Source organism: Devosia sp. Root413D1, from assembly GCF_001425235.1.
GTDB lineage: Bacteria > Pseudomonadota > Alphaproteobacteria > Rhizobiales > Devosiaceae > Devosia_A.
This window is the reverse complement of sequence record NZ_LMEA01000012.1, coordinates 256331-274733: the sequence shown is the minus strand read 5'-3', so window position 1 is coordinate 274733 and position 18403 is coordinate 256331. Positions and strand designations below refer to the sequence as shown.

Sequence of the window (18403 nt, the reverse complement as noted above, 5' to 3'; positions counted from 1 at the left end):
CCATGGCTAGGCCTGGATGATGTGGGGCAAGGCCGCCGTCGGCGGAGGTAGCTTGATCTCGTCCCGAAGGCTCGCCGCCTCCTCGCGCGCCGCGGCCGCCGCCTCGCGGTCGTCCAAGGCATCAGCGACGTCGCCGAGCACGCTCAGGGAATTGGCGAGATAGGGCTTCAGGTCCATGCGGCGGAAATAGGCGATGGCCGCAACGATGGTGTCGCGCGCTTCGCTTGCCCGCTTGAGCCGGAGGAGCGCCCGCGAGAATGGCATGGCCAGTGCCGCGACGACGAAATCGTCGTCGGTCGACCGGGCGCTGTCGATGGCGCTGCGCAGCTTCTCGACCGAACCCGTCGAGCCCTGCTCGAACTCAGCCTCCGCCAGCCCGGCGCGGATCAGGTTGATGTAGTAGTCCATGCCCACCGCGTCGGCGAGCTTCAGCGAGCGCCGGAACTGCGCCAGCGCATCATCGATATTGCGTTTGTCGAGCTCGCCGCGACCCACTCCGAAGTAACCGGCGCAGGCGCATTCCAGCCCGTTGGCCGACATAGCCAGATCCGCCCCGATATGCGCATGCTCGAGCCCCGTCTCGATGTCACCCATGTCGTAATACGCCATGCTGGCGCCGATATGTACGTCTGCCCGCTTCACCGGCGAGCCGATGCTGGGGATCAGCGCCAGGGCCTCCTCGACCAGTGCACTGGCCTCGTCGAACTCCCCCAGCCGGGCCAGGGCGATCGCCCGATAGGTCAGCGCGTGGCCGAGGATATCCGGCGCGTCCTGCTTGCGCGCCATGTCGATCACCTCGGCCAGCTTTTCCTCCCCCGAGCGGGCATCGCGCTCCACCAGCGACCAGGTGGCGATGAACAGCGGCAGCAGCAGCACCTGGTCATCACCGGTCTCGGTTGCCAGCGCCTGCGCCTCTTCGAGGTAGGGGAAGCCGCGCGACGGAAAGCCGGTGACCATGTGGACGTTGCCCATCCACGACAGGGTAAGACCGAGCCTGCGCTTGTCGCCGAGCTCGCGGGCGATCTGCACCGCCCGCTCGATCTTTTCCAGCATGCCCTCGTACTGTCCGCGGCGGTTGCGCACCCACGCCCATTCGAGCACCGCATCGATCAGCTCGGCCGGCATGGCGCCCGGCATCTTCTCGAGCGTCGAGAGAATCCGGTCGCGATGTTCGAGCTCTTCGCGCACGGCATAGACCCGGCGCGCGTTGTCGGCGGCGACCCTCGCATATTGCAATGTCCGTTCAAGATCGCCGGCCTCCTCGAAATGGTGCGCCAGCATCGCCGCGAACTCGTCGCGCCGCTCGGCGAACAGCAGCTCCAGCGCCGAGCCGCAACGTGCGTGGAGGTCCTTGCGCCGCGACCGCAGCAGCAGGTCATAGGCCGCCTCGCAGGTCAGCGCGTGCTTGAAGATATACTCCCGCTCGGGGTCGCGCGCCTTCTCGCGCACCAGCTGCTCGTAGCTGAGCGTCGCCAGATGCGGCTCGATATGCTCGATCCGCTCCAGCGCCGGCCCGCTATGCAGCACCGATTCCAGCACCCGGTGCTGGAACACCCGCCCGATCACCGCCGCCGTCTGCGCCACCCGCTTGGTGGCGTCGGGCAGCCGGTCGATGCGCGAGCTGAGGACGCCCGCCAGCGTGTCGGGAATGGTCGCCTCGAGGATGGCGCGGGTGGCGCGCCAGTGCTCGCCCTCGCGCACCACCTGGCCTCCATCGATCAGGGAACGCAGCACTTCCTCGAGATAGAACGGGTTGCCCTCGGAGCGCTCGAGGATCTGCGCCCGGATGCTCTCGGGCAATTCCTCGATGTGGAGGAGGTTGCCCAGCAACTCGCTCGATCCCGCCGCATCGAGCGGCTCGAGGTCGATGCGCGAAAAACTGCTGCCGAGGCTCCCCTGCAGCCGATCCAGCAACTGCCAGCTTTCCGCCTTGCGGTCGGGCCGCATGATGGTCACCAGCATGATCGGCTCGAACGCCGCCAGCGTCGCCACCTGGGCGATCAGTTCCAGCGTCGCCGAGTCCGACCAGTGCAAGTCATCCATCACCATCACGTAGGGTGTCATGCCGCTATCGGCGTGCATCACGGTCTTGATGGCGTTGACGATCCCCGCCGCAACGCCGTTGACCACCATCTCGCCGGACATGGCGCGCAACGCTATGCGGCTCGCATCGCCTTCGACCGCAATCATCGTTTCGTAGAACGGGATGTCGCTCGGCTTGAGCCCCAGCCTTTCGACCCACGCGGCGATCTTGTCGCGTACGGCGGGCGCCGCATCCATATCGTCGGCCCCGACAATCATCCGGCCCAGCTGTCGCCACGGATAGTAGGGCACCGACTGGCCGTAGGAAATTGCTCGCGATTCCCGCCAGATCGGCCGCGGCTCCGGCAGCGCATCGCGCAGGTGTTTCAGTTCGGCAATCAGCCGCGATTTGCCGAGGCCGGCTTCGCCGAGCACCGCCACCACCGAGCCGATGCCCATGGTGAGGTCACTCAACCGGTCGCGCAGCAGCCCGATCTCGCGCTCGCGTCCGACCAGCGGCGAGGACAGCCCTGCGAGGCCCCGCGTTGCCTCGGGCACCGCCTTGATGCCGGCGACCTCGTAGGACTCGACCGCCTCGGTCTTGCCTTTCATCTCGATCCGGCCGCGCGGCCGGAAATCGAACAGCGCATGCACCAGTTTGTGGGTATCGGCGCTGATCAGCACGGTGCCGGGTTCGGCCGCCGACTGCAGTCGCGCGGCGATGTTGGCGGCGTCGCCGAGCGCCGTGTACTCGGTTCTGATCGCGTCGCCGACGAAAGCCAGCACCGCCATACCGGTATTGATCCCGACCCGCAGATCGAAATCGACGCCGTGCTGCTGCTTGATGCCACCGGCATAGCGCATCGCCGCGTCCTGCATTTCGAGCCCGGCGCGCACCGCGCGCTCGGCATCGTCCTCATGCGCGATGGGCGCCCCGAACAGCGCCAGCACCGCGTCGCCCATCAGCCGCGAGACCGTGCCGCCATAGTGCGAGACTGCCGCATTCATGAAGGCGAAGGCGCCGTTCATGATGCCGGCCCAATCTTCCGGATCCATCTGCTCGGCAATGGCGGTGGAGCGCGCCACATCGGCGAACAGCACCGTCGCAAAACGGCGTTCGCCTTCGACGGATCGGGCGACCTCGAGCGCATTACCGCAATTGGCGCAAAACTTAGCCGCGTCCGGGTTGTTGAAACCACACTTGAGACACGTCTGCATCGCCATCTCTCGATGGACCTGCCGATCGGACATCAAGCCCATCGGCTACAAGTCCAGCCGCCACCTTAGCGTTCAGAACTGGCCCAAACAAGCCACGGCTTCGGGAGCATGTTGCGGCTGTCATCGACCGGCTGCGGGAATTGGTCGCAATTGACAAGTCCGTGTGCCGATGTGATCATCAAGTCCTAAGTGCCGGTGCCTAAAGCAAATATGGCTCCGATTCTAGCTGTCCTGCGACCATCCGGGCCGTATTTGCTCTGTAGCGACGCGCCACTCATGGCTGAAGACGAGCAGAACCTCTGCTGCGCCCGATGTCTGTTTTGTGCCCCGCATTAGGCGCCGACTGCCTCATCGTCTGCCCTCTGGAGGAGGAGTGGGATGGTCGTAGCAGTCGTTCTCGTCCTGATCGTCGTCGGCTCGGTGGTATTCCACTTCCTGAGCCCCTGGTGGTGGACGCCGATCGCCTCCAATTGGGGCTATATCGACAACACGATCATCATCACCTTCTGGATCACCGGGGCGGTGTTCGCGGCGGTGGTGCTGTTCGTCGCCTATTGCGTCTGGCGCTTCCGCCACAAGGATGGGCAGAAGGCCGACTACGAACCCGAGAACAAGCGGCTCGAGAACTGGCTGATGGGGCTGACTGCGGTCGGTGTCGCCGCCATGCTGATCCCCGGCCTGTTCGTCTGGGGCCAGTTCATCAGCGTGCCGGCCGAAGCCACCGAGGCCGAAGTGGTCGGCGCGCAGTGGCAATGGGCCTACCGGCTGCCCGGCGCCGACGGCAAGCTGGGGCTCTCCGACACGCGCCTCGTTGCCGCCGACAATCCCTATGGCATCAAGCCGGACGATCCGAACGGCCATGACGATGTGCTGATCGAGGCCGACTACCTGCACCTGCCGATCGACAAGCCGGTGAAGATGCTGCTGCGCTCGGTCGATACGCTGCACGATTTCTACGTCGCCGAGTTCCGATCCAAGATGGACATGATCCCGGGCGCCGTCACCTATTTCTGGTTCACCCCCACCCGCACCGGCCAGTTCGAAGTGCTTTGCGCCGAGCTCTGCGGCACCGGCCACCCCTATATGCGCGGCGGCGTCGTCGTCGACACCCAGGAAGATTACGACGCCTGGCTCGCCGGCCAACAGACCTACGCTCAACTCTATGCGCCGGAGGTGCTCAAGACGGCCGATATCGACTAGTTTTTGTCGCGCTTCCGAACCTGAAAGCGCTTCAAGGCCGCCGGGACTTCCGGGCGCGATTTTGCATCAGATGACGTGCGAGGAGGCACTCTGATGGTCGACGCCACTCACGGGCCCGATGCCCATGCTGCCGAGTTTCCGGATGTCGAACTCTACCATCCGCGAAGCTGGTGGACGCGTTACGTCTTCTCGCAGGATGCCAAGGTCATCGCCATCCAGTACGCCAGTACCGCACTGGCCATTGGCATGCTGGCGCTGGTGCTCAGCTGGCTGATGCGCATGCAGCTGGCCTTCCCCGGCTTCCTCACTTTCATCGACGCTGCCGCCTACTACCAGTTCATCACCATGCACGGCATGATCATGGTGATCTACCTGATCACCGCGCTGTTTCTCGGCGGCTTCGGCAATTACCTGATCCCGCTGATGCTGGGCGCGCGGGACATGGTGTTCCCCTACGTCAACATGCTCAGCTACTGGACCTACCTGCTCGCCGTGCTGGTGCTGGTGGCGAGCTGGTTCACCCCCGGCGGCCCTACCGGCGCCGGCTGGACCCTCTATCCACCGCAGGCCATCCTCTCCAACACCCCCGGCCAGGAATCCGGCATCGTCCTGATGCTGGTGTCGCTGATCCTGTTCGTCATCGGCTTCACCATGGGTGGGCTCAATTACATCGTCACCGTGCTGCAGGGCCGCACCCGCGGCATGACGCTGATGCGCATGCCGCTGACCGTCTGGGGCATCTTCATCGCCACCGTCATGGCCATGCTGGCCTTCCCGGCGCTGTTCGTCGCCTGCGTGATGATGCTGTTCGACAAGCTGCTCGGCACCAGCTTCTTCATGCCGGCTTTGGTCGAGATGGGCGAACTCCTGCCGCATGACGGCGGCAGCCCGATCCTGTTCCAGCACCTGTTCTGGTTCTTCGGCCACCCCGAAGTCTACATCGTGGCGCTGCCGGCCTTCGGCATCGTCTCCGACCTGATCAGCACCCATGCCAGGAAGAACATCTTCGGCTACCGCATGATGGTCTGGGCCATCGTCATCATCGGCGCGCTGAGCTTCGTGGTCTGGGCCCACCACATGTATGTGAGCGGCATGAACCCCTATTTCGGGTTCTTCTTTGCCGTCACTACCTTGATCATCGCGGTGCCTACGGCGATCAAGGTCTACAACTGGGTGCTCACCCTGTGGCGCGGCGACATCCACCTCAATCCGCCCATGCTGTTCGCGCTGGCCTTCATCGTCACCTTCGTCAATGGCGGGCTCACCGGGCTGTTCCTCGGCAACGTGGTGGTCGACGTGCCGCTGTCCGACACCATGTTCGTCGTGGCGCATTTCCACATGGTGATGGGTGTCGCGCCGATCCTCGTGATCTTCGGCGCCATCTATCACTGGTACCCCAAGATCACCGGCCGCATGCTCGACAACACGCTGGCCCACCTGCACTTCTGGGTCACCTTCCTCGGCGCCTACCTGATCTTCTTCCCCATGCATTATCTCGGCATCATGGGGGTGCCACGGCGCTACTTCGAATCCGGTGACATCTCGTTCCAGCCACCCTCGGCGCACGATCTCAACATCTTCATCACCGTGATGGCGTTGATCGTCGGCGCAGCGCAGCTGGTGTTCGTCTTCAACCTGATCTGGTCGATCCGGCACGGCAAGCCGTCCGGCGGCAACCCATGGCGAGCCACCACGCTCGAGTGGCAGACCCCCGAAACGCCGCCCGTCCACGGCAATTTCGGCCGCGAGCTGCCGGTGGTCTATCGCTGGGCCTATGACTACAGTGTGCCTGGCGCCGCCGAGGACTTCATCCCGCAGAACCAGCCCGGCACCAACCCGCCGCATTCCGAAGCACCCAAGAAGCGCCGGGGCGCTAAGTCATGAGCGTCGTGGTGATGTTCTTTGCCATCATCGCCGGCCTCGCCGGCTGGTGGCTGGCGCGCCAGCGGCTGACCGTCAAGCCGTGGCTGGAGCAGGGGGTGATCGAGGGTGTCCCCGATTTTGAGGCCTCTCGCGATCCGGCCAAGCGGGTCGGCCTCGGCTTCCTGCTTGCGGTTGTCGGCTCGCTCTTCGCCTTGCTCACCGGCGCCTATTTCATGCGCCGCGAGCTCGGCGACTGGCAGCCGCTGCCGGTGCCGCCAATCCTCTGGTTCAACACCGCGATGCTGGTGCTGTCGAGCCTCGCGCTCGAATGGACCCAGCGGGCGGTGCGCCAGCGCAACCAGACGCAGCTCCGCCTCGGCCTCGCTGCGGCGGGCGTCTTCGCCATCACCTTCCTGGCCGGCCAGTTGATCGCCTGGGGCGAGCTCGCTGCGTCCGGCTATCTCGTCGACGGCAATCCGGCCAACAGCTTCTTCTATCTCGTCACGGGCCTGCATGGCCTCCACATCCTCGGCGGCCTCGTGGCGCTGGGCTGGGCGGGCATCAAGGCCTGGGGCAGGGGGGGCATCGAGAGCGTCCGGCTCAATGTCGAGCTCTGCGCCACCTACTGGCTGTTCATGCTGTTCGTCTGGATGGCGCTGTTCAGCCTGCTGGCCGGCTGGGCCAGCGATTTCATCGCATTCTGCCAGCAGTTGCTGAGCTGAGGGGAGCCTCACATGTCCGATCCGGCCGTGACCCACACCGACCCGCAACCAGGCCTCACCGGTTTCGTCTCCGACTGGTCGTCCGACAAGACCGCCTTCAAGACCGCCTCCTGGGGCAAGGCGATGATCTGGATCTTCCTGCTCTCGGACACCTTCATCTTCAGCTGCTTCCTCATCGCCTACATGACCGTGCGCATGTCGACCACCGAGGCCTGGCCGAACCCGTCCGAGGTGTTCGCGCTCGAGATTGGCGGCGTGCACATGCCGCTGATCCTCATCGCCATCATGACCTTCGTCTTGATCTCCTCGAGCGGCACCATGGCGATGGCGGTGAACTTCGGCTATCGCCGCGACCGGGTGAAGACCACGGTGCTGATGCTGCTGACCGCAGCGCTCGGCGCCACTTTCGTCGGCATGCAGGCGTTCGAGTGGACCAAGCTGATCTCCGAAGGCGTCCGCCCGTGGGAGAACCCCTGGGGCGCGCCGCAGTTCGGCTCGGTGTTCTTCATGATCACCGGCTTCCACGGCACCCACGTCACCATCGGGGTGATCTTCCTCCTGCTCATGGCCCGCAAGGTCTGGCGCGGCGATTTCGACACCGGCAAAAAGGGCTTCTTCACCTCACGCAAGGGCCGCTGGGAGATCGTCGAGATCACCGGCCTCTACTGGCACTTCGTTGACCTGGTGTGGGTCTTCATCTTCGCGCTGTTCTACCTGTGGTGAGAGGCAATCATGGCTGAAGCACACATGAGCTCACAAACCCTCGCGGCCCCGACCGACCATGCCGAGGGCCAGCAGCACCCCATCCGCCTCTACCTGATCGTCTGGTTCTGGCTGTTCGTGCTCAGCGCCTGCTCCTATGCGGTCGATCTGCTGCAGTTCCAAGGGTACCTGCGCTGGGGCCTGATCCTCATGCTGATGGTGGGCAAGGCCGGGCTGATCATCGCGGTGTTCATGCACATGGTGTGGGAGCGGCTGGCGCTGAGCTACGCCATCCTGGTGCCACCAGTGCTGGTGCTGGTCTTCGTGATCCTGATGGCGTTCGAGGCGGACTACACCTTCTTCACGCGCATGGAGTTCTTCGGCGCGAGCCCCGCAGTGCCCGCGCCGGTGGTGCACTAAGCCTGACTGGCGGCTTACTGGGCCGGCGGTTGGAAGTCCGGTGAGAAGGTTGCGAGATAGGCGATGACGTTGGCGACGTCCTCGGGCTGCGCCAGGCCCATAAAGCTCATCTTGGTGCCTTTGACGAAGTCTTTCGGCTTGGGCAGGAACTGCGCCAGCGTCTCGGGCGTCCACACCAGCCCGCCGGCGCCGGCATCCTTCATCGCCTGCGAGTAGTTGAAGTCAGTCGATCCGGCGGTCCGTCCGAGCACGCCGTTGAGCTCCGGCCCAACCTTGTTCTTGGCGCCTTCGCCGATCGCATGGCACGCCATGCACTTCTTGAACACCGTCTCGCCCAGCGCAGCGTCGCCGCCCTGAGCCAAAGCTCCGCCGCCGCTCAGCATGAGAACGGCAATTGCAATCGCAGTCCGAACCATCGCACGACCTCCCTGACTGACCACGCACCCGAAATCAGCTCCCGGTAATGTCGGGTCAGCGGGGTGAGTATAGCGCAAGTGGAGACCCGCGCCAAAACTCACCGCGTGGCGTTCACCGCCCACCTTGACGCCCGCGCCGCACTCCGGCACATACGAACGCGTCGCGGGTGTAGCTCAATGGTAGAGCAGAAGCTTCCCAAGCTTACGACGAGGGTTCGATTCCCTTCACCCGCTCCAACCTCTCATTGCGATCCTCGAGTGCAAAGGTCCCGTATCCGGGCCTGATGCGGGGAATACCGGTTCTCGACCGACATCCACAGACTCCCCACATCAGTTGAAGTAACTGCCTCGCCAGTCCTGCAGCGCCCCAATGGTCTCCCCGGCTTCATCGAACAGGTGCACGAAGTGCTCCGTGAACCCGACGGCGAGCTTGTCGCCTGCCTTAACGCGGCTGATGCCGCGTAGCGCGAGGGCGAAGTCGTTGCCGGTGCTGTCCTTGGTATGGACGATGGTGCCTGAGCCGAGTACCTCGGTGGTGGTGGCGGTGACCTCGAACGGTCCTGGTCCGAGTTCGGCGTGCTCGGGGCGGATGCCCAGCGTGACTTTGGCTCCGTCGGCGAACGCGAACTGGCGGCCGGGCAGGGGATCACCGCGCCGGAGGCGAGTTCCACGGCGGCGCCGTCGGCGAGGCGCCGTAGCCTGCCCTGCAGCGTGTTCATCGGCGGAGCGCCGATGAAATGGGCGACGAACAGGTTCCTGGGCTGCGCGTAGAGCTCGACCGGGCTGCCCACCTGCTCGATGCGCCCTTCGTTAAGCACGACGATCTGGTCGGCCATGGTCATCGCTTCGACCTGGTCGTGAGTGACGTAGATCATGGTCGAGCCGAGCCGCTGGTGCAGCGCGATCAGCTCGCTGCGCATCTTGATGCGGAGCTCCGCATCGAGGTTGCTGAGTGGCTCGTCGAACAGGAAGGCCTTGGGCTCCTTGACGATGGCGCGGCCGATGGCGACGCGCTGGCTCTGGCCACCCGACAGCTGGTTGGGCCGGCGGGCGAGCAGGTGCTTGATCTGCAGGATATCGGCGGCCTTGGCGACGCGCGCCGCGATCTCGGGTTTGGCGAGCCGCTGGTTCTCGAGCCCGAAGCGCAGGTTCTGCTCGACGCTCATATGCGGGTAGAGCGCGTAGGACTGGAACACCATGGCCATGCCGCGGGCCGAGGGCAGCAGGTGATCGCAGCGAGCGCCATCGATATGCACCTCGCCGCCCGTCACCTCTTCGAGCCCCGCCATCATCCGCAGCAGCGTGGACTTGCCGCAGCCGGAGGGGCCGACGAACACCGTGAACGAGCCATCCTTGATGGTGAGGTCGATGCCGTGGATCACTTCCAGCGACTGGAAGCTCTTGGTCACCGATTTGAGCTGGATTTCGGCCATGGGCTTTACTGGAACTCGGGGGGCGCAACGAGTGATGGGGCGGCGATGGTCCGGCCATCGACGATGATCTTCGCGTCGGGCTGCAGCGATCCGCCCAGCAGCGCGATACTGACCTCGGCGCCCGAACGGCTGAGCGTCCCGAACGCGGTGCCGGCCGACCAGAACAGCCGGTAGTCGCCCGTGAGTTTCGGCGCAAAGCTCAGCCGCCCCGCCACGAAATCGGCCTCGAGGCCCGAGAAGGCGTTGACCAGCTGCCAGGCCGACATCGAACGGGCGTAGTAGGAGCCGCATTCGATATCGTTCCACGGGTTCCGCGCCGCGCCGTCGTGCCGGTCGCGCGCTGCGCGGACGATGTCGAGGCCCTCTTTGACGAGCCCGTGCATGATCATGTGCGAGGCGGACATGTATTCGATGCCGGTCCAGACTTCCTCTGCATAGGGCGCGGCCACCATCGGCTGGCGGATGCCCTCGGGATAGGTGGCGATCAAGAGCCCGCCTTCGTCCTCGAAGGCATAGTTGCGGCACGGGTTGAAGTGATCGGCGAGGGTGGGGCGGAAATTGTTGGCGTAGACCGAACGCAGCGCCGTCTCGATCCGCCCCTTGTCGAGGAAGCGGCCGATGCCCGCGACTTCGGCGTGCCACTGCCCGAGGATCTGGTCGGAGATACAGCCCTCGCCCATCTGGTACTTGATCTCGCCGAACTCGTCGGACCAGTAGACGTCCATAAAACTGTCGGCGAGGACCCCGGCGGCGCGGCCCTCATCGAACGGGGTGAGCACCGACTTGTCGGAAAGGTCGATCTTCTGGATGAACCAGCGGCCGTTGAACAACTCGCGGTCGATATACTCCGCGCCCGCCCTGCCCATCCGCGCGGTCGTCGCGGCGAGTTCGTCATCCCCGATGACAGTGGCCATCTCCGAGGTGGCGAGCAGTGCCGCCACATACATCGAGCCGAGCCATGAGTTGGGCCCGAACAGCTCCATGTCGAGCGTCTGGTGCTGGCGGCCGGAGAGGATGCCGGTCTGGCCGGGATCCCAGCGGTCGGGGTTGTCCTCGCTCCAGGCATATTCAATGGCGCGCTTGACCTGCGGCCAGTAGCGCTTCAGCCACTCGGTGTCGCCGCTCAGCTTCCAGTCGCGAAACGTCTTGATGATGGCGCCAAAATGCCCGTCGGCGCAGGGGCCGATAATGTCAAAACCGTTGCCGAGCGGCAGCTTCTGGCGGAAGGTCAGGCCGCCGGATGGCAGCATGTTGTAGGTGAACTCCGTCTCGCGCAGGGTGCGCTCGATCGCCGGGAACAGGTGGGCGAGCGCCTGCTGGTAGTTCCACACATGCGTGCACGAGCCTTCGCAGGAGCCGTCATTGGCGTGCTGGCCTTCCCAGGCCCAGAGCTCGCCGCCCTCGAGCCGGATCACCGTGGCGGTGCGGAGCAACGCCAGGGTCGAACTCGCCGCGTCCTTCACTTCGGCCGGCAGTGTGCTGCCGAACAGCCCGTCGCGGAACGCGAGGGTGCGCCGCTTAAGCTCGTCCCAACGGCTGAGGGCGTCGGTGGCCGTCGCCAGCGAGTCGGCCCATTGCGTAGAGTAATAGTTCGTCCAGGCCGGCGTGGCGCGATCGGGGATGATGCCATCGGGCTTGGGGCGATGAGCCCAGTAGACGTCGCCCTTGGGGAAGTTCCACGAGATGACGAAGCGCACGGTCTTGCGACCGCCCGCCGGCACGGCGACTTTCGCGCCGAGCGTCGTGTGCTCGGGCTGGAAGTACATGTGCTTGCTGCGCGGCTTGTCGTAATGCCGGGTCGGGAGCGGGCCGGGGCGGGCGAACTCCTTCCAGTAGACGCTCAGATCGTCGAACCACTGCCCGCGGAAGTGATAGTCGGTGTGCTCGACCAGTTCGGCGTCGGTCGCGATCGTCAGGTCGCCGCGCTCGGTTTCCTTGAGCTCGGGGTCATCAGAGGTGAGGTGCATGGCGCTCACGCCGCTCGCCTGCCGGAAGCTGTTCTTGCCGCTATTGGCGCCATAGTTCCCGAGCGTACCGGCGAGCGTGTAGGTCAGCGCCTCGGCGCTGGTATTGACGATCTCGAACTCCAGCATCGCGGCGGGCATCGAGCTGTCGCGATCCTCGTGCGGGATGAATGGCGAGAACGCCGTCAGCCGGACGCCGCCGGGAAAACGATCATCGGAAAACACCAGGTCGGCGGTAGGAAAGCGCCCGTAGAACTCGACATTAAGGAAATGCGGCACGCCGACCAGGGTCTGGCGGTTGGCGCCGTGCCCGAACCCATCGAACATCTTGCGCATCCCCGGCGCGCCGGCCGGGTTGAGATCATAGGGGCCGTTGAGCACGCGGGCATCGACGAGCTGGCCGTCCTTCTCGGCCTTGATGGCGAAGTGCGAGTAGCCGTTATAGCTCTGCAGCGCCGGGCGGTTGCGCAGCGACCAGTCGATCAGCCGGCCGCTGCCCGAGATGGAAAAGCCGCCCGAGCCGATGCCGCCCAGCGGGAAGGCAAGGTAGCGGGAACGCTCGCCGGCATAGTGAAAGCGTGCGTCGATGGAGGCGAGATCGTCCCACATAAAATGCAAAATCCTGGTTCTAGTTCTTGATGCCGCTCATCGTGATGCCTTCGATCACGAACTTCTGGGCGATGAGGAAAAGCAGCACGACGGGCAGGATGGACATGCTCATCGCTGCCATCACCAATGAAAGGCTGCCCGAGCCGAGATAGCCCCGCAGCACGTCCATCGCGACCGGCAGCGTCATCGAGGTCTCGCGGCCGAGCAGCACGCGGGCCTGGAAATAGTAGTTCCAGGTCTGGGTGAAGGTGATGATGCCGAGCGCCGAGAGCGCCGGCCTCAGCTGCGGCAGCGAGATGCGCCAGAATATCTTGAGGTAGCCCGCGCCATCCATCAGCGCGGCTTCCTCAAGTGCCTTGGGCTGGCTCAGCATGAACTGGCGCATCAGGAACACCCCGAAGCTCGAGGTGAGATACATGAGCCCGAGCCCGATCGGCTGGTTGATCAGCCCGACCTGGGCATAGCCGAGATAGATCGGCAGGATCGTGACCTGTGCCGGGAACATCAGCCCGATCAGCAGGATGACGAACAGCGTGTCGCGGCCGCGGAACTCGAGCCGGGCGAAGGCGAAGGCGGCGAGCGTGCAGGTGACCAGCTGGCCCACCGTCACCACCACCGCGATCAGCAGCGAGTTGCCGTAGATCTGCAGGAACGGCACGCGCGAGGCGAGCACGGCGGCGTAGTTGGAGAGGTCGAGGCTGGTCGGCCAGAAGGTCGGCGGCAGCTTGTAGGCTTCCGATACCGGCTTGAACGACACCGAGAACAGCCACAGGAACGGCAGCAGCATGCCGATGGCGAGCACCGCGATAACGGCGATGATGGTGTAGTCCAGCCAGCGCTTGGCGGCCTGGGTCTGCATGGCGGTGTTCATCGCTGCACCCACTTGCGCGACAGTGCTTGCTGGATGGCGGTGATGACGAGGATGATCACCGTCATCACCACCGAAATGGCGGCGGCATAGCCGATCTGGAAGCTGCCAAAGCCCTGCTCGACGATGAGGATCGAGAGCGAGCGCGTGGCGTCGCCAGGGCCGCCCTGGGTCAGGATGACAATCGATTCATAGACCTGCAGCGCGCCGATCGAGGCGTAGACGATGCAGAAGAACACCACAGGCGAGATGTAGGGCAGGGTGATGCGAAAGAACTGCCGCCAGGCCGGGGTCCCGTCCATCACCGCCGCTTCCATGATGCTTTTGGGCACGCCCTGCAGCGCGGCGATGAAGATGATCATGAAGAAGCCGGTGTTCTTCCACACATCCATGATGACGATCGAGGTCATGGCGGTCGAGGCATCGGTCAGCCAGCGCACGGCAGGCAGGCCGAGCACGCGCAGGAAGTAGTTGATGACGCCGAGGTCGTCGCCGAAGAAATAGCTCCAGACGATCGACACGAACGCTGCGGCGATGATCACCGGCAGGAAGAAGGCGAGCCGGAAGAAGTAGAGCAGCCAGCCCGGCATGGCGCGATTGAGCGCCAGGGCGAGGATCAGCCCGATCGAGACGTTGAAGGTCACGGCGAAGAAGGTGAAGCGCAGCGTGTTCCACAGGATCTCGAGCGAGCGCCGATCGGTGAAGAAGCGCTGGAAGTTCTCGAGCCCGACCCAGCGCGAGCCGAGCATCGGATCGTAATAGGCGAAACTGAGGATGACGGTGAGGATCACCGGCGCCAGCACGAAGGTCAGGTAGAGCACCGAGGTGGGCAGCACGAAAAGGTACCCGGTCCGCGCCTGCGTGCGGCGGAGATCGGAGGGCTTTCGTAGCGCGGTCATGCTTGCTGTGGTCACGGTGTTTCAAACCCGACTGATAGAGACGGCCCCCTCCCTCGCCATTCGAGCGTAGCTCTCATGGCCTTCTCCCCTCAAATCGCTCCACTGGAGCGATTTGCCCTGTGGGACGGCTCGAAGTCCCCCATTAAGGGGGAGGTGAAGAGGCGGGGCTCTGTCTTCGATTGTGCCACGCTCACTGGCGGGGCACCTCCCCCTTCATGGGGGAGGATGGGAGGGGGCCGTCTGTCTCAGTAGGCCCTCTCCCACGGGAGGAACTCAGCCGCCCAGCTGCTGCTTCAGGCGGGTGAAGGACTCGCTGAGCTCGGCGTCGGCGGCTTTGGTGCCGTCGGCGATGGTTTCCTGGCCTGACATCATCGCGGTGTAGTGCCGGATGAAGATCTTCTCGACTTCCTGGAAGTTGGCAGGCGAGGGGACAGGCGTCGTGAACGGCAGCGTCTCGTAGTAGAGGAAGGCGCTGGGCGGGAAGGCCAGGAAGGCCTCGGAGGACGCGGCCGACTTGCGGCCCGGCACGCCACCACCACGTTCGCCCTGCTCGCGCTGTGTCTCCTCGCTGGTAAGCTCGAGCACCAGCGCCTTGGCGAGATCGGCATTCGCAGCGGACTTGGCGATCGCATAGGCGCCGAAGCCGATGATCGTGGCTTCCTTTTCCTTCTGCGGCGGCACCGCAATGTCCATGTTGAGGTTGTTCTTTTTGGCGTTCTGGACGATCCACTGGCCGCGGTTGATCATCGCCACCTGGCCGGCGAAGAACTGGTTGTCCATCGCCTCGGCGCCCGGGATGGGCGAGACGCCGTCGACATGGATCAGGTCGTACAGGAACTGCAGCGTCTCGGCGACCTTGGGATCCAGCATGTTTGATGCGGTCCAGTCGGCGCTGAGGATGTTGGTGCCGTTGGAGAAGAACCAGGGCAACACGAAGAAGTTCTGGTTCGGCACTTCGTAGCCGAACTGGCTGACGTTGCCCGAGCCGTCCTTGACGGTGAGCGCCTTGGCGGTCTCGCGGAACTGCTCCCAGGTCCAACCGCGCGCCGGGTAGGCCACGCCTGCCTTATCGAACAGGTCGCGGTTGTAGTTGATCATGATGTTGTTCCAGCCGATGGGGATGTAGTTGATGTTCCCATTGTACGAGCCCTGTTCGAACAGGCTGGGTGCGAAGTCCGAGAAGCCGGAATTGGCAGCGACGAAGTCGTTGAGCGGCAGGAACAGGCCGCGCGCCGAGAAGGCCTGGAAGGTCTCGATGGCGGTGCCGTAGACATCGGCGGCCGAGCCCGAAGTGAACTGGCCCAGCACCTTGGTGACGTAGTCGCCCCAACCGGTCGAGATCGGGTCGATCGAGACCTCGACAGTCACGTTCGGATAGGCCTTGTTGAAGCGCTGAATGGCGCTGTTGATGCCGGCGAGCTCGGCATCGCCGCCGAATGTCTGCAGCTTCAGCGTTGCGGTGGCATCCGACTGTGCCACGGCACGGCCGAGGCCGAGACCGGCGCCTGCCGCCAGTGCCGCCGAAGACACCAGCAGGTTACGGCGTGAAATCCTGAACATACTCAATCCTCCCTCTGCGCTATCAGGCGCTTGTCGCTGACCGATCCCCCGGTCGAAACGTTTCGTGTTGCTGCCCTTGTTAGACGCCGGCTGGAGTTCGGCTCCATCCGCCGCTGGTCATTTGCGAACACGAAACGTTTCGTATACAGCATTTCGCAGCGCATTTGGCAAGGGCCACGGCGACCGAGGATTTGATTTGGCAACCATTCGGGATGTGGCAAGGCATGCAGGCGTGGCCATTTCCACGGCCTCGGCGGCGCTGAACCGTTCGGCTCCGGTGAGCGCCGATGTGATCGCCAAGGTCGAGGAGGCGGTGCGCGAGCTGGGCTATGTGCCGCATGGCGGGGCGCAGAGCTTGAGGAGCGGCCAGTCGAGACTGATCGGCCTGATCGTCCCCTCGATCACCAACCCGCATTTCGCCGCCGTGGCGCGGATCATCGAGAATGTCTGCCTCAATGCCGGCTATCTCTCGATGGTGTTTTCCACCGGGCAGGATTCCGAGCGTGAGAACCATATCCTGCGCATGCTGCGCCAGCAGCGCGTGGCCGGGTTGATCATCATTCCCACCCGTTCCGACGCCGAACACGGCGAGCGGCTCAGAAGCGAGATCCACGTGCCGACCGTCCTGCTCGACATGTATGTCGAGGGGCTCGCCTACAACGTCGTCAAACTGGACAATGTCGCCGCCACCCGCATGGCGACCGACCACCTAATCGGGCTCGGCCATCGCCGGATCGCCGTCCTCACCGGCATCGCCGAGCTCGCCACCAGCAAGGACCGCCTTGCCGGTTACCTCGAAGCCCATCGGGCCGCCGGCCTCATGGTCGAGCCCGGCATGCTGCTCAAGGGCGACTACGACCAGTCGCTGGCGGCCAGCAGTGTGTTCGAGGTTATGCGATCGCCCGAGCCGCCGACGGCGCTGCTGTCGATCTCCAACATGATGACGCTGGGGGCGCTCCATGCGCTGCACGATCTCGGTCTCGCGGCTCCCGGAGATCTGTCGATCGTCGGCATCGACGATTTCGACTTTGCCGAACTCCTCGCACCGCCGCTGACGGTGGTTCGCGTGCCGCTGGCGCCGATGGCCGAGCGGGCCATCGAGATCATGCTCGATCTCATTGCCGGCCGCCGCCGCCCGAGCAGCACGACGGACCTGTTCACTCCCGAACTGGTGCTCCGCAGCTCCACCATCCCTGCGCCGAAATCGGAATCCTAGGCCAGCCGCCTCGTCGATTGCCTGATCGTCAGCGCCAGCGGCAGATAGATATGCCCGGTGCCTTCCGCGTCCTGGGCAACGCCTTCGATCCGGTCGATCAGGCGGTTGGCGGCCAGCTGGGCGATGCGTTCTTCATCGAAGGTGACCGAGGTGATCTGCGGACGGGCAAAATCCCGGTGGCCGCTGCCGAACGAGACGAACGACACATCGTCGGGTACCCGCAGGCCATTGTCGGAAAGGGCGGCAAGCGCACCCGTCGCCACCGCATCGTTGAAGGCCACCATGGCGGTAAATCGGCTGCGCGCCGCCAACGCTGCCTGCACCGCGTCGTAGGCCGCCGCCGCGGAGTAACCGCCGGTCGACACCAGCTCCAGCCCGGCCTCGCTGCCAGGTTCGTTGTCGGCATAGGCGGCGCGCACGCCGGACCAGCGTCGCTCGGCCGACCGGCTTGGCGTCGGGCCGACGAACAACACCTGACGATGTCCCAGCCGATGCAGGTAGTCGCCGATCTGCCGCCCGCCGCCGTCCTCGTCATGCAGGAAGCAGTCGATGTCGGCAAGATCATAGGACCCCGACACGCCAACCATCGAGATGCCGCGCTCGGCGAGGCGTGACAGCCCAATCTCCGGGTGTCCCATGACCCAACTGAGCGGCAGGAACGCCCCATCCATCCTCAGTCCGATAATCCGGTCGAGCGCCTCGCGGGTCATTTCCACCGAGCCGTCGGTATCGAGCAGGAACACCGCGTAGCCGCGGGCATGCGCCACCGCCTCGACGGCCTTGAAGGTGCGGACGATGGCAACGTTGGTGATATCGGGCGTCAGGTAGGCGAGGGTGCGCGTCCGCTTGGCGTGCAGCGAGCGCGCCATGTGGTTGGGTTGGAACTCGAGCTTTGCGATCGCCTCTCGCACCCGGCGGGCGCGATCCTCCGATACCGGCTTGTTGCCGTTCACCACCGAGGACACGGTCGAGATCGATACGCCGGCTTCGCGGGCCACATCCTTGATGGTGGCGATTGGCTTGGACATCGACGGTCAGAATCCTCGAACAGTGGCCGCTCGCCTCGAGCAGAGCCAGATCGTCACGCCGACCGCAAGGGTATCGCAGTCGCTTACGCACTTGAGAAACGTTTCTTCAGAAATCACGATCATGCCCTCATATCTTACCACATGGCCCTGCTATTGCGTCAATCCACATTTGCGAAACGTTTCTCGAATTTCTTGACTTCCGCAGATTCTGGTGCCGAGTATGGATGCATCGCCGGGCGCTATCCCGGTCGCTCTGGGAGGAG

13 protein-coding genes, 1 tRNA gene and 1 pseudogene are annotated in these 18403 nt (G+C 64.5%); 7 read left to right on the top strand and 8 right to left on the bottom strand.

The window, feature by feature from the left end:
* Positions 1-6: 6 nt before the first annotated feature.
* Positions 7-3240 (bottom strand): adenylate/guanylate cyclase domain-containing protein, encoded by a 3234-nt coding sequence (locus tag ASC89_RS23660; RefSeq protein WP_056002577.1) that lies wholly within the window; start codon positions 3238-3240, stop codon positions 7-9.
* A 378-nt stretch (positions 3241-3618) separates the two neighbouring features.
* On the opposite strand from ASC89_RS23660, the gene ASC89_RS23655 reads away from it, so the two are divergent.
* The 5 genes from ASC89_RS23655 (at position 3619) to ASC89_RS23635 (ending at position 8147) form a co-directional block, all read left to right on the top strand.
* Positions 3619-4440 (top strand): cytochrome c oxidase subunit II, encoded by an 822-nt coding sequence (locus tag ASC89_RS23655; RefSeq protein WP_055887714.1) that lies wholly within the window; start codon positions 3619-3621, stop codon positions 4438-4440.
* A gap of 93 nt (positions 4441-4533) precedes the next feature.
* Positions 4534-6324, top strand: coding sequence for a cytochrome c oxidase subunit I (locus ASC89_RS23650; protein ID WP_056002574.1), 1791 nt, complete (start codon positions 4534-4536; stop codon positions 6322-6324).
* A complete protein-coding gene (locus ASC89_RS23645) occupies positions 6321-7025 on the top strand; it encodes a cytochrome c oxidase subunit 3 (protein ID WP_056002571.1) in 705 nt (234 codons plus the stop codon). The genes ASC89_RS23650 and ASC89_RS23645 overlap by 4 nt, the downstream gene beginning before the upstream one ends.
* Positions 7026-7037: 12 nt before the next feature.
* Complete coding sequence (locus ASC89_RS23640) at positions 7038-7748, top strand: heme-copper oxidase subunit III family protein (protein ID WP_055887701.1); 711 nt, start codon at positions 7038-7040, stop codon at positions 7746-7748.
* A gap of 9 nt (positions 7749-7757) precedes the next feature.
* Positions 7758-8147: a cytochrome C oxidase subunit IV family protein gene (locus ASC89_RS23635; RefSeq protein ID WP_055887698.1), complete on the top strand. Its 390-nt coding sequence runs from the start codon at positions 7758-7760 to the stop codon at positions 8145-8147.
* A 14-nt stretch (positions 8148-8161) separates the two neighbouring features.
* Here the strand turns inward: ASC89_RS23635 and ASC89_RS23630 are convergent, their stop codons facing one another.
* Positions 8162-8563, bottom strand: coding sequence for a cytochrome c family protein (locus ASC89_RS23630; protein WP_056002568.1), 402 nt, complete (start codon positions 8561-8563; stop codon positions 8162-8164).
* Positions 8564-8726: 163 nt separating this feature from the next.
* Here ASC89_RS23630 and ASC89_RS23625 point away from each other — a divergent pair.
* Positions 8727-8800: transfer RNA gene (locus tag ASC89_RS23625), tRNA-Gly, on the top strand.
* Between the two features lie 93 nt (positions 8801-8893).
* Here ASC89_RS23625 and ASC89_RS23620 read toward each other — a convergent pair.
* From ASC89_RS23620 to ASC89_RS23600, 5 genes and pseudogenes are all read right to left on the bottom strand, one after another.
* Positions 8894-9996: pseudogene (locus ASC89_RS23620) on the bottom strand (ABC transporter ATP-binding protein).
* A 5-nt stretch (positions 9997-10001) separates the two neighbouring features.
* Complete coding sequence (locus tag ASC89_RS23615) at positions 10002-12569, bottom strand: GH116 family glycosyl-hydrolase (RefSeq protein WP_056002565.1); 2568 nt, start codon at positions 12567-12569, stop codon at positions 10002-10004.
* 19 nt (positions 12570-12588) lie between these two features.
* Entirely contained in the window at positions 12589-13440 is an 852-nt protein-coding gene (locus tag ASC89_RS23610) for a carbohydrate ABC transporter permease (protein WP_055887660.1), read from the bottom strand.
* Positions 13437-14336 carry a carbohydrate ABC transporter permease gene (locus ASC89_RS23605; RefSeq protein ID WP_055887656.1) on the bottom strand — a complete coding sequence of 300 codons (900 nt, stop codon included), beginning with the start codon at positions 14334-14336 and terminating at the stop codon, positions 13437-13439. The genes ASC89_RS23610 and ASC89_RS23605 overlap by 4 nt, the downstream gene beginning before the upstream one ends.
* 273 nt (positions 14337-14609) lie before the next feature.
* The gene (locus tag ASC89_RS23600; protein ID WP_056002562.1) at positions 14610-15896 is read right to left on the bottom strand and encodes a sugar ABC transporter substrate-binding protein; all 1287 of its coding nucleotides are present in this window, start codon (positions 15894-15896) and stop codon (positions 14610-14612) included.
* A gap of 214 nt (positions 15897-16110) precedes the next feature.
* Here ASC89_RS23600 and ASC89_RS23595 point away from each other — a divergent pair, with 214 nt between their 5' ends.
* Entirely contained in the window at positions 16111-17112 is a 1002-nt protein-coding gene (locus ASC89_RS23595) for a LacI family DNA-binding transcriptional regulator (protein ID WP_274532728.1), read from the top strand.
* Here ASC89_RS23595 and ASC89_RS23590 read toward each other — a convergent pair.
* Positions 17109-18140 carry a LacI family DNA-binding transcriptional regulator gene (locus tag ASC89_RS23590; RefSeq protein ID WP_056002555.1) on the bottom strand — a complete coding sequence of 344 codons (1032 nt, stop codon included), beginning with the start codon at positions 18138-18140 and terminating at the stop codon, positions 17109-17111. The two genes, ASC89_RS23595 and ASC89_RS23590, sit on opposite strands and share 4 nt — an antisense overlap.
* Positions 18141-18403 lie beyond the last annotated feature (263 nt).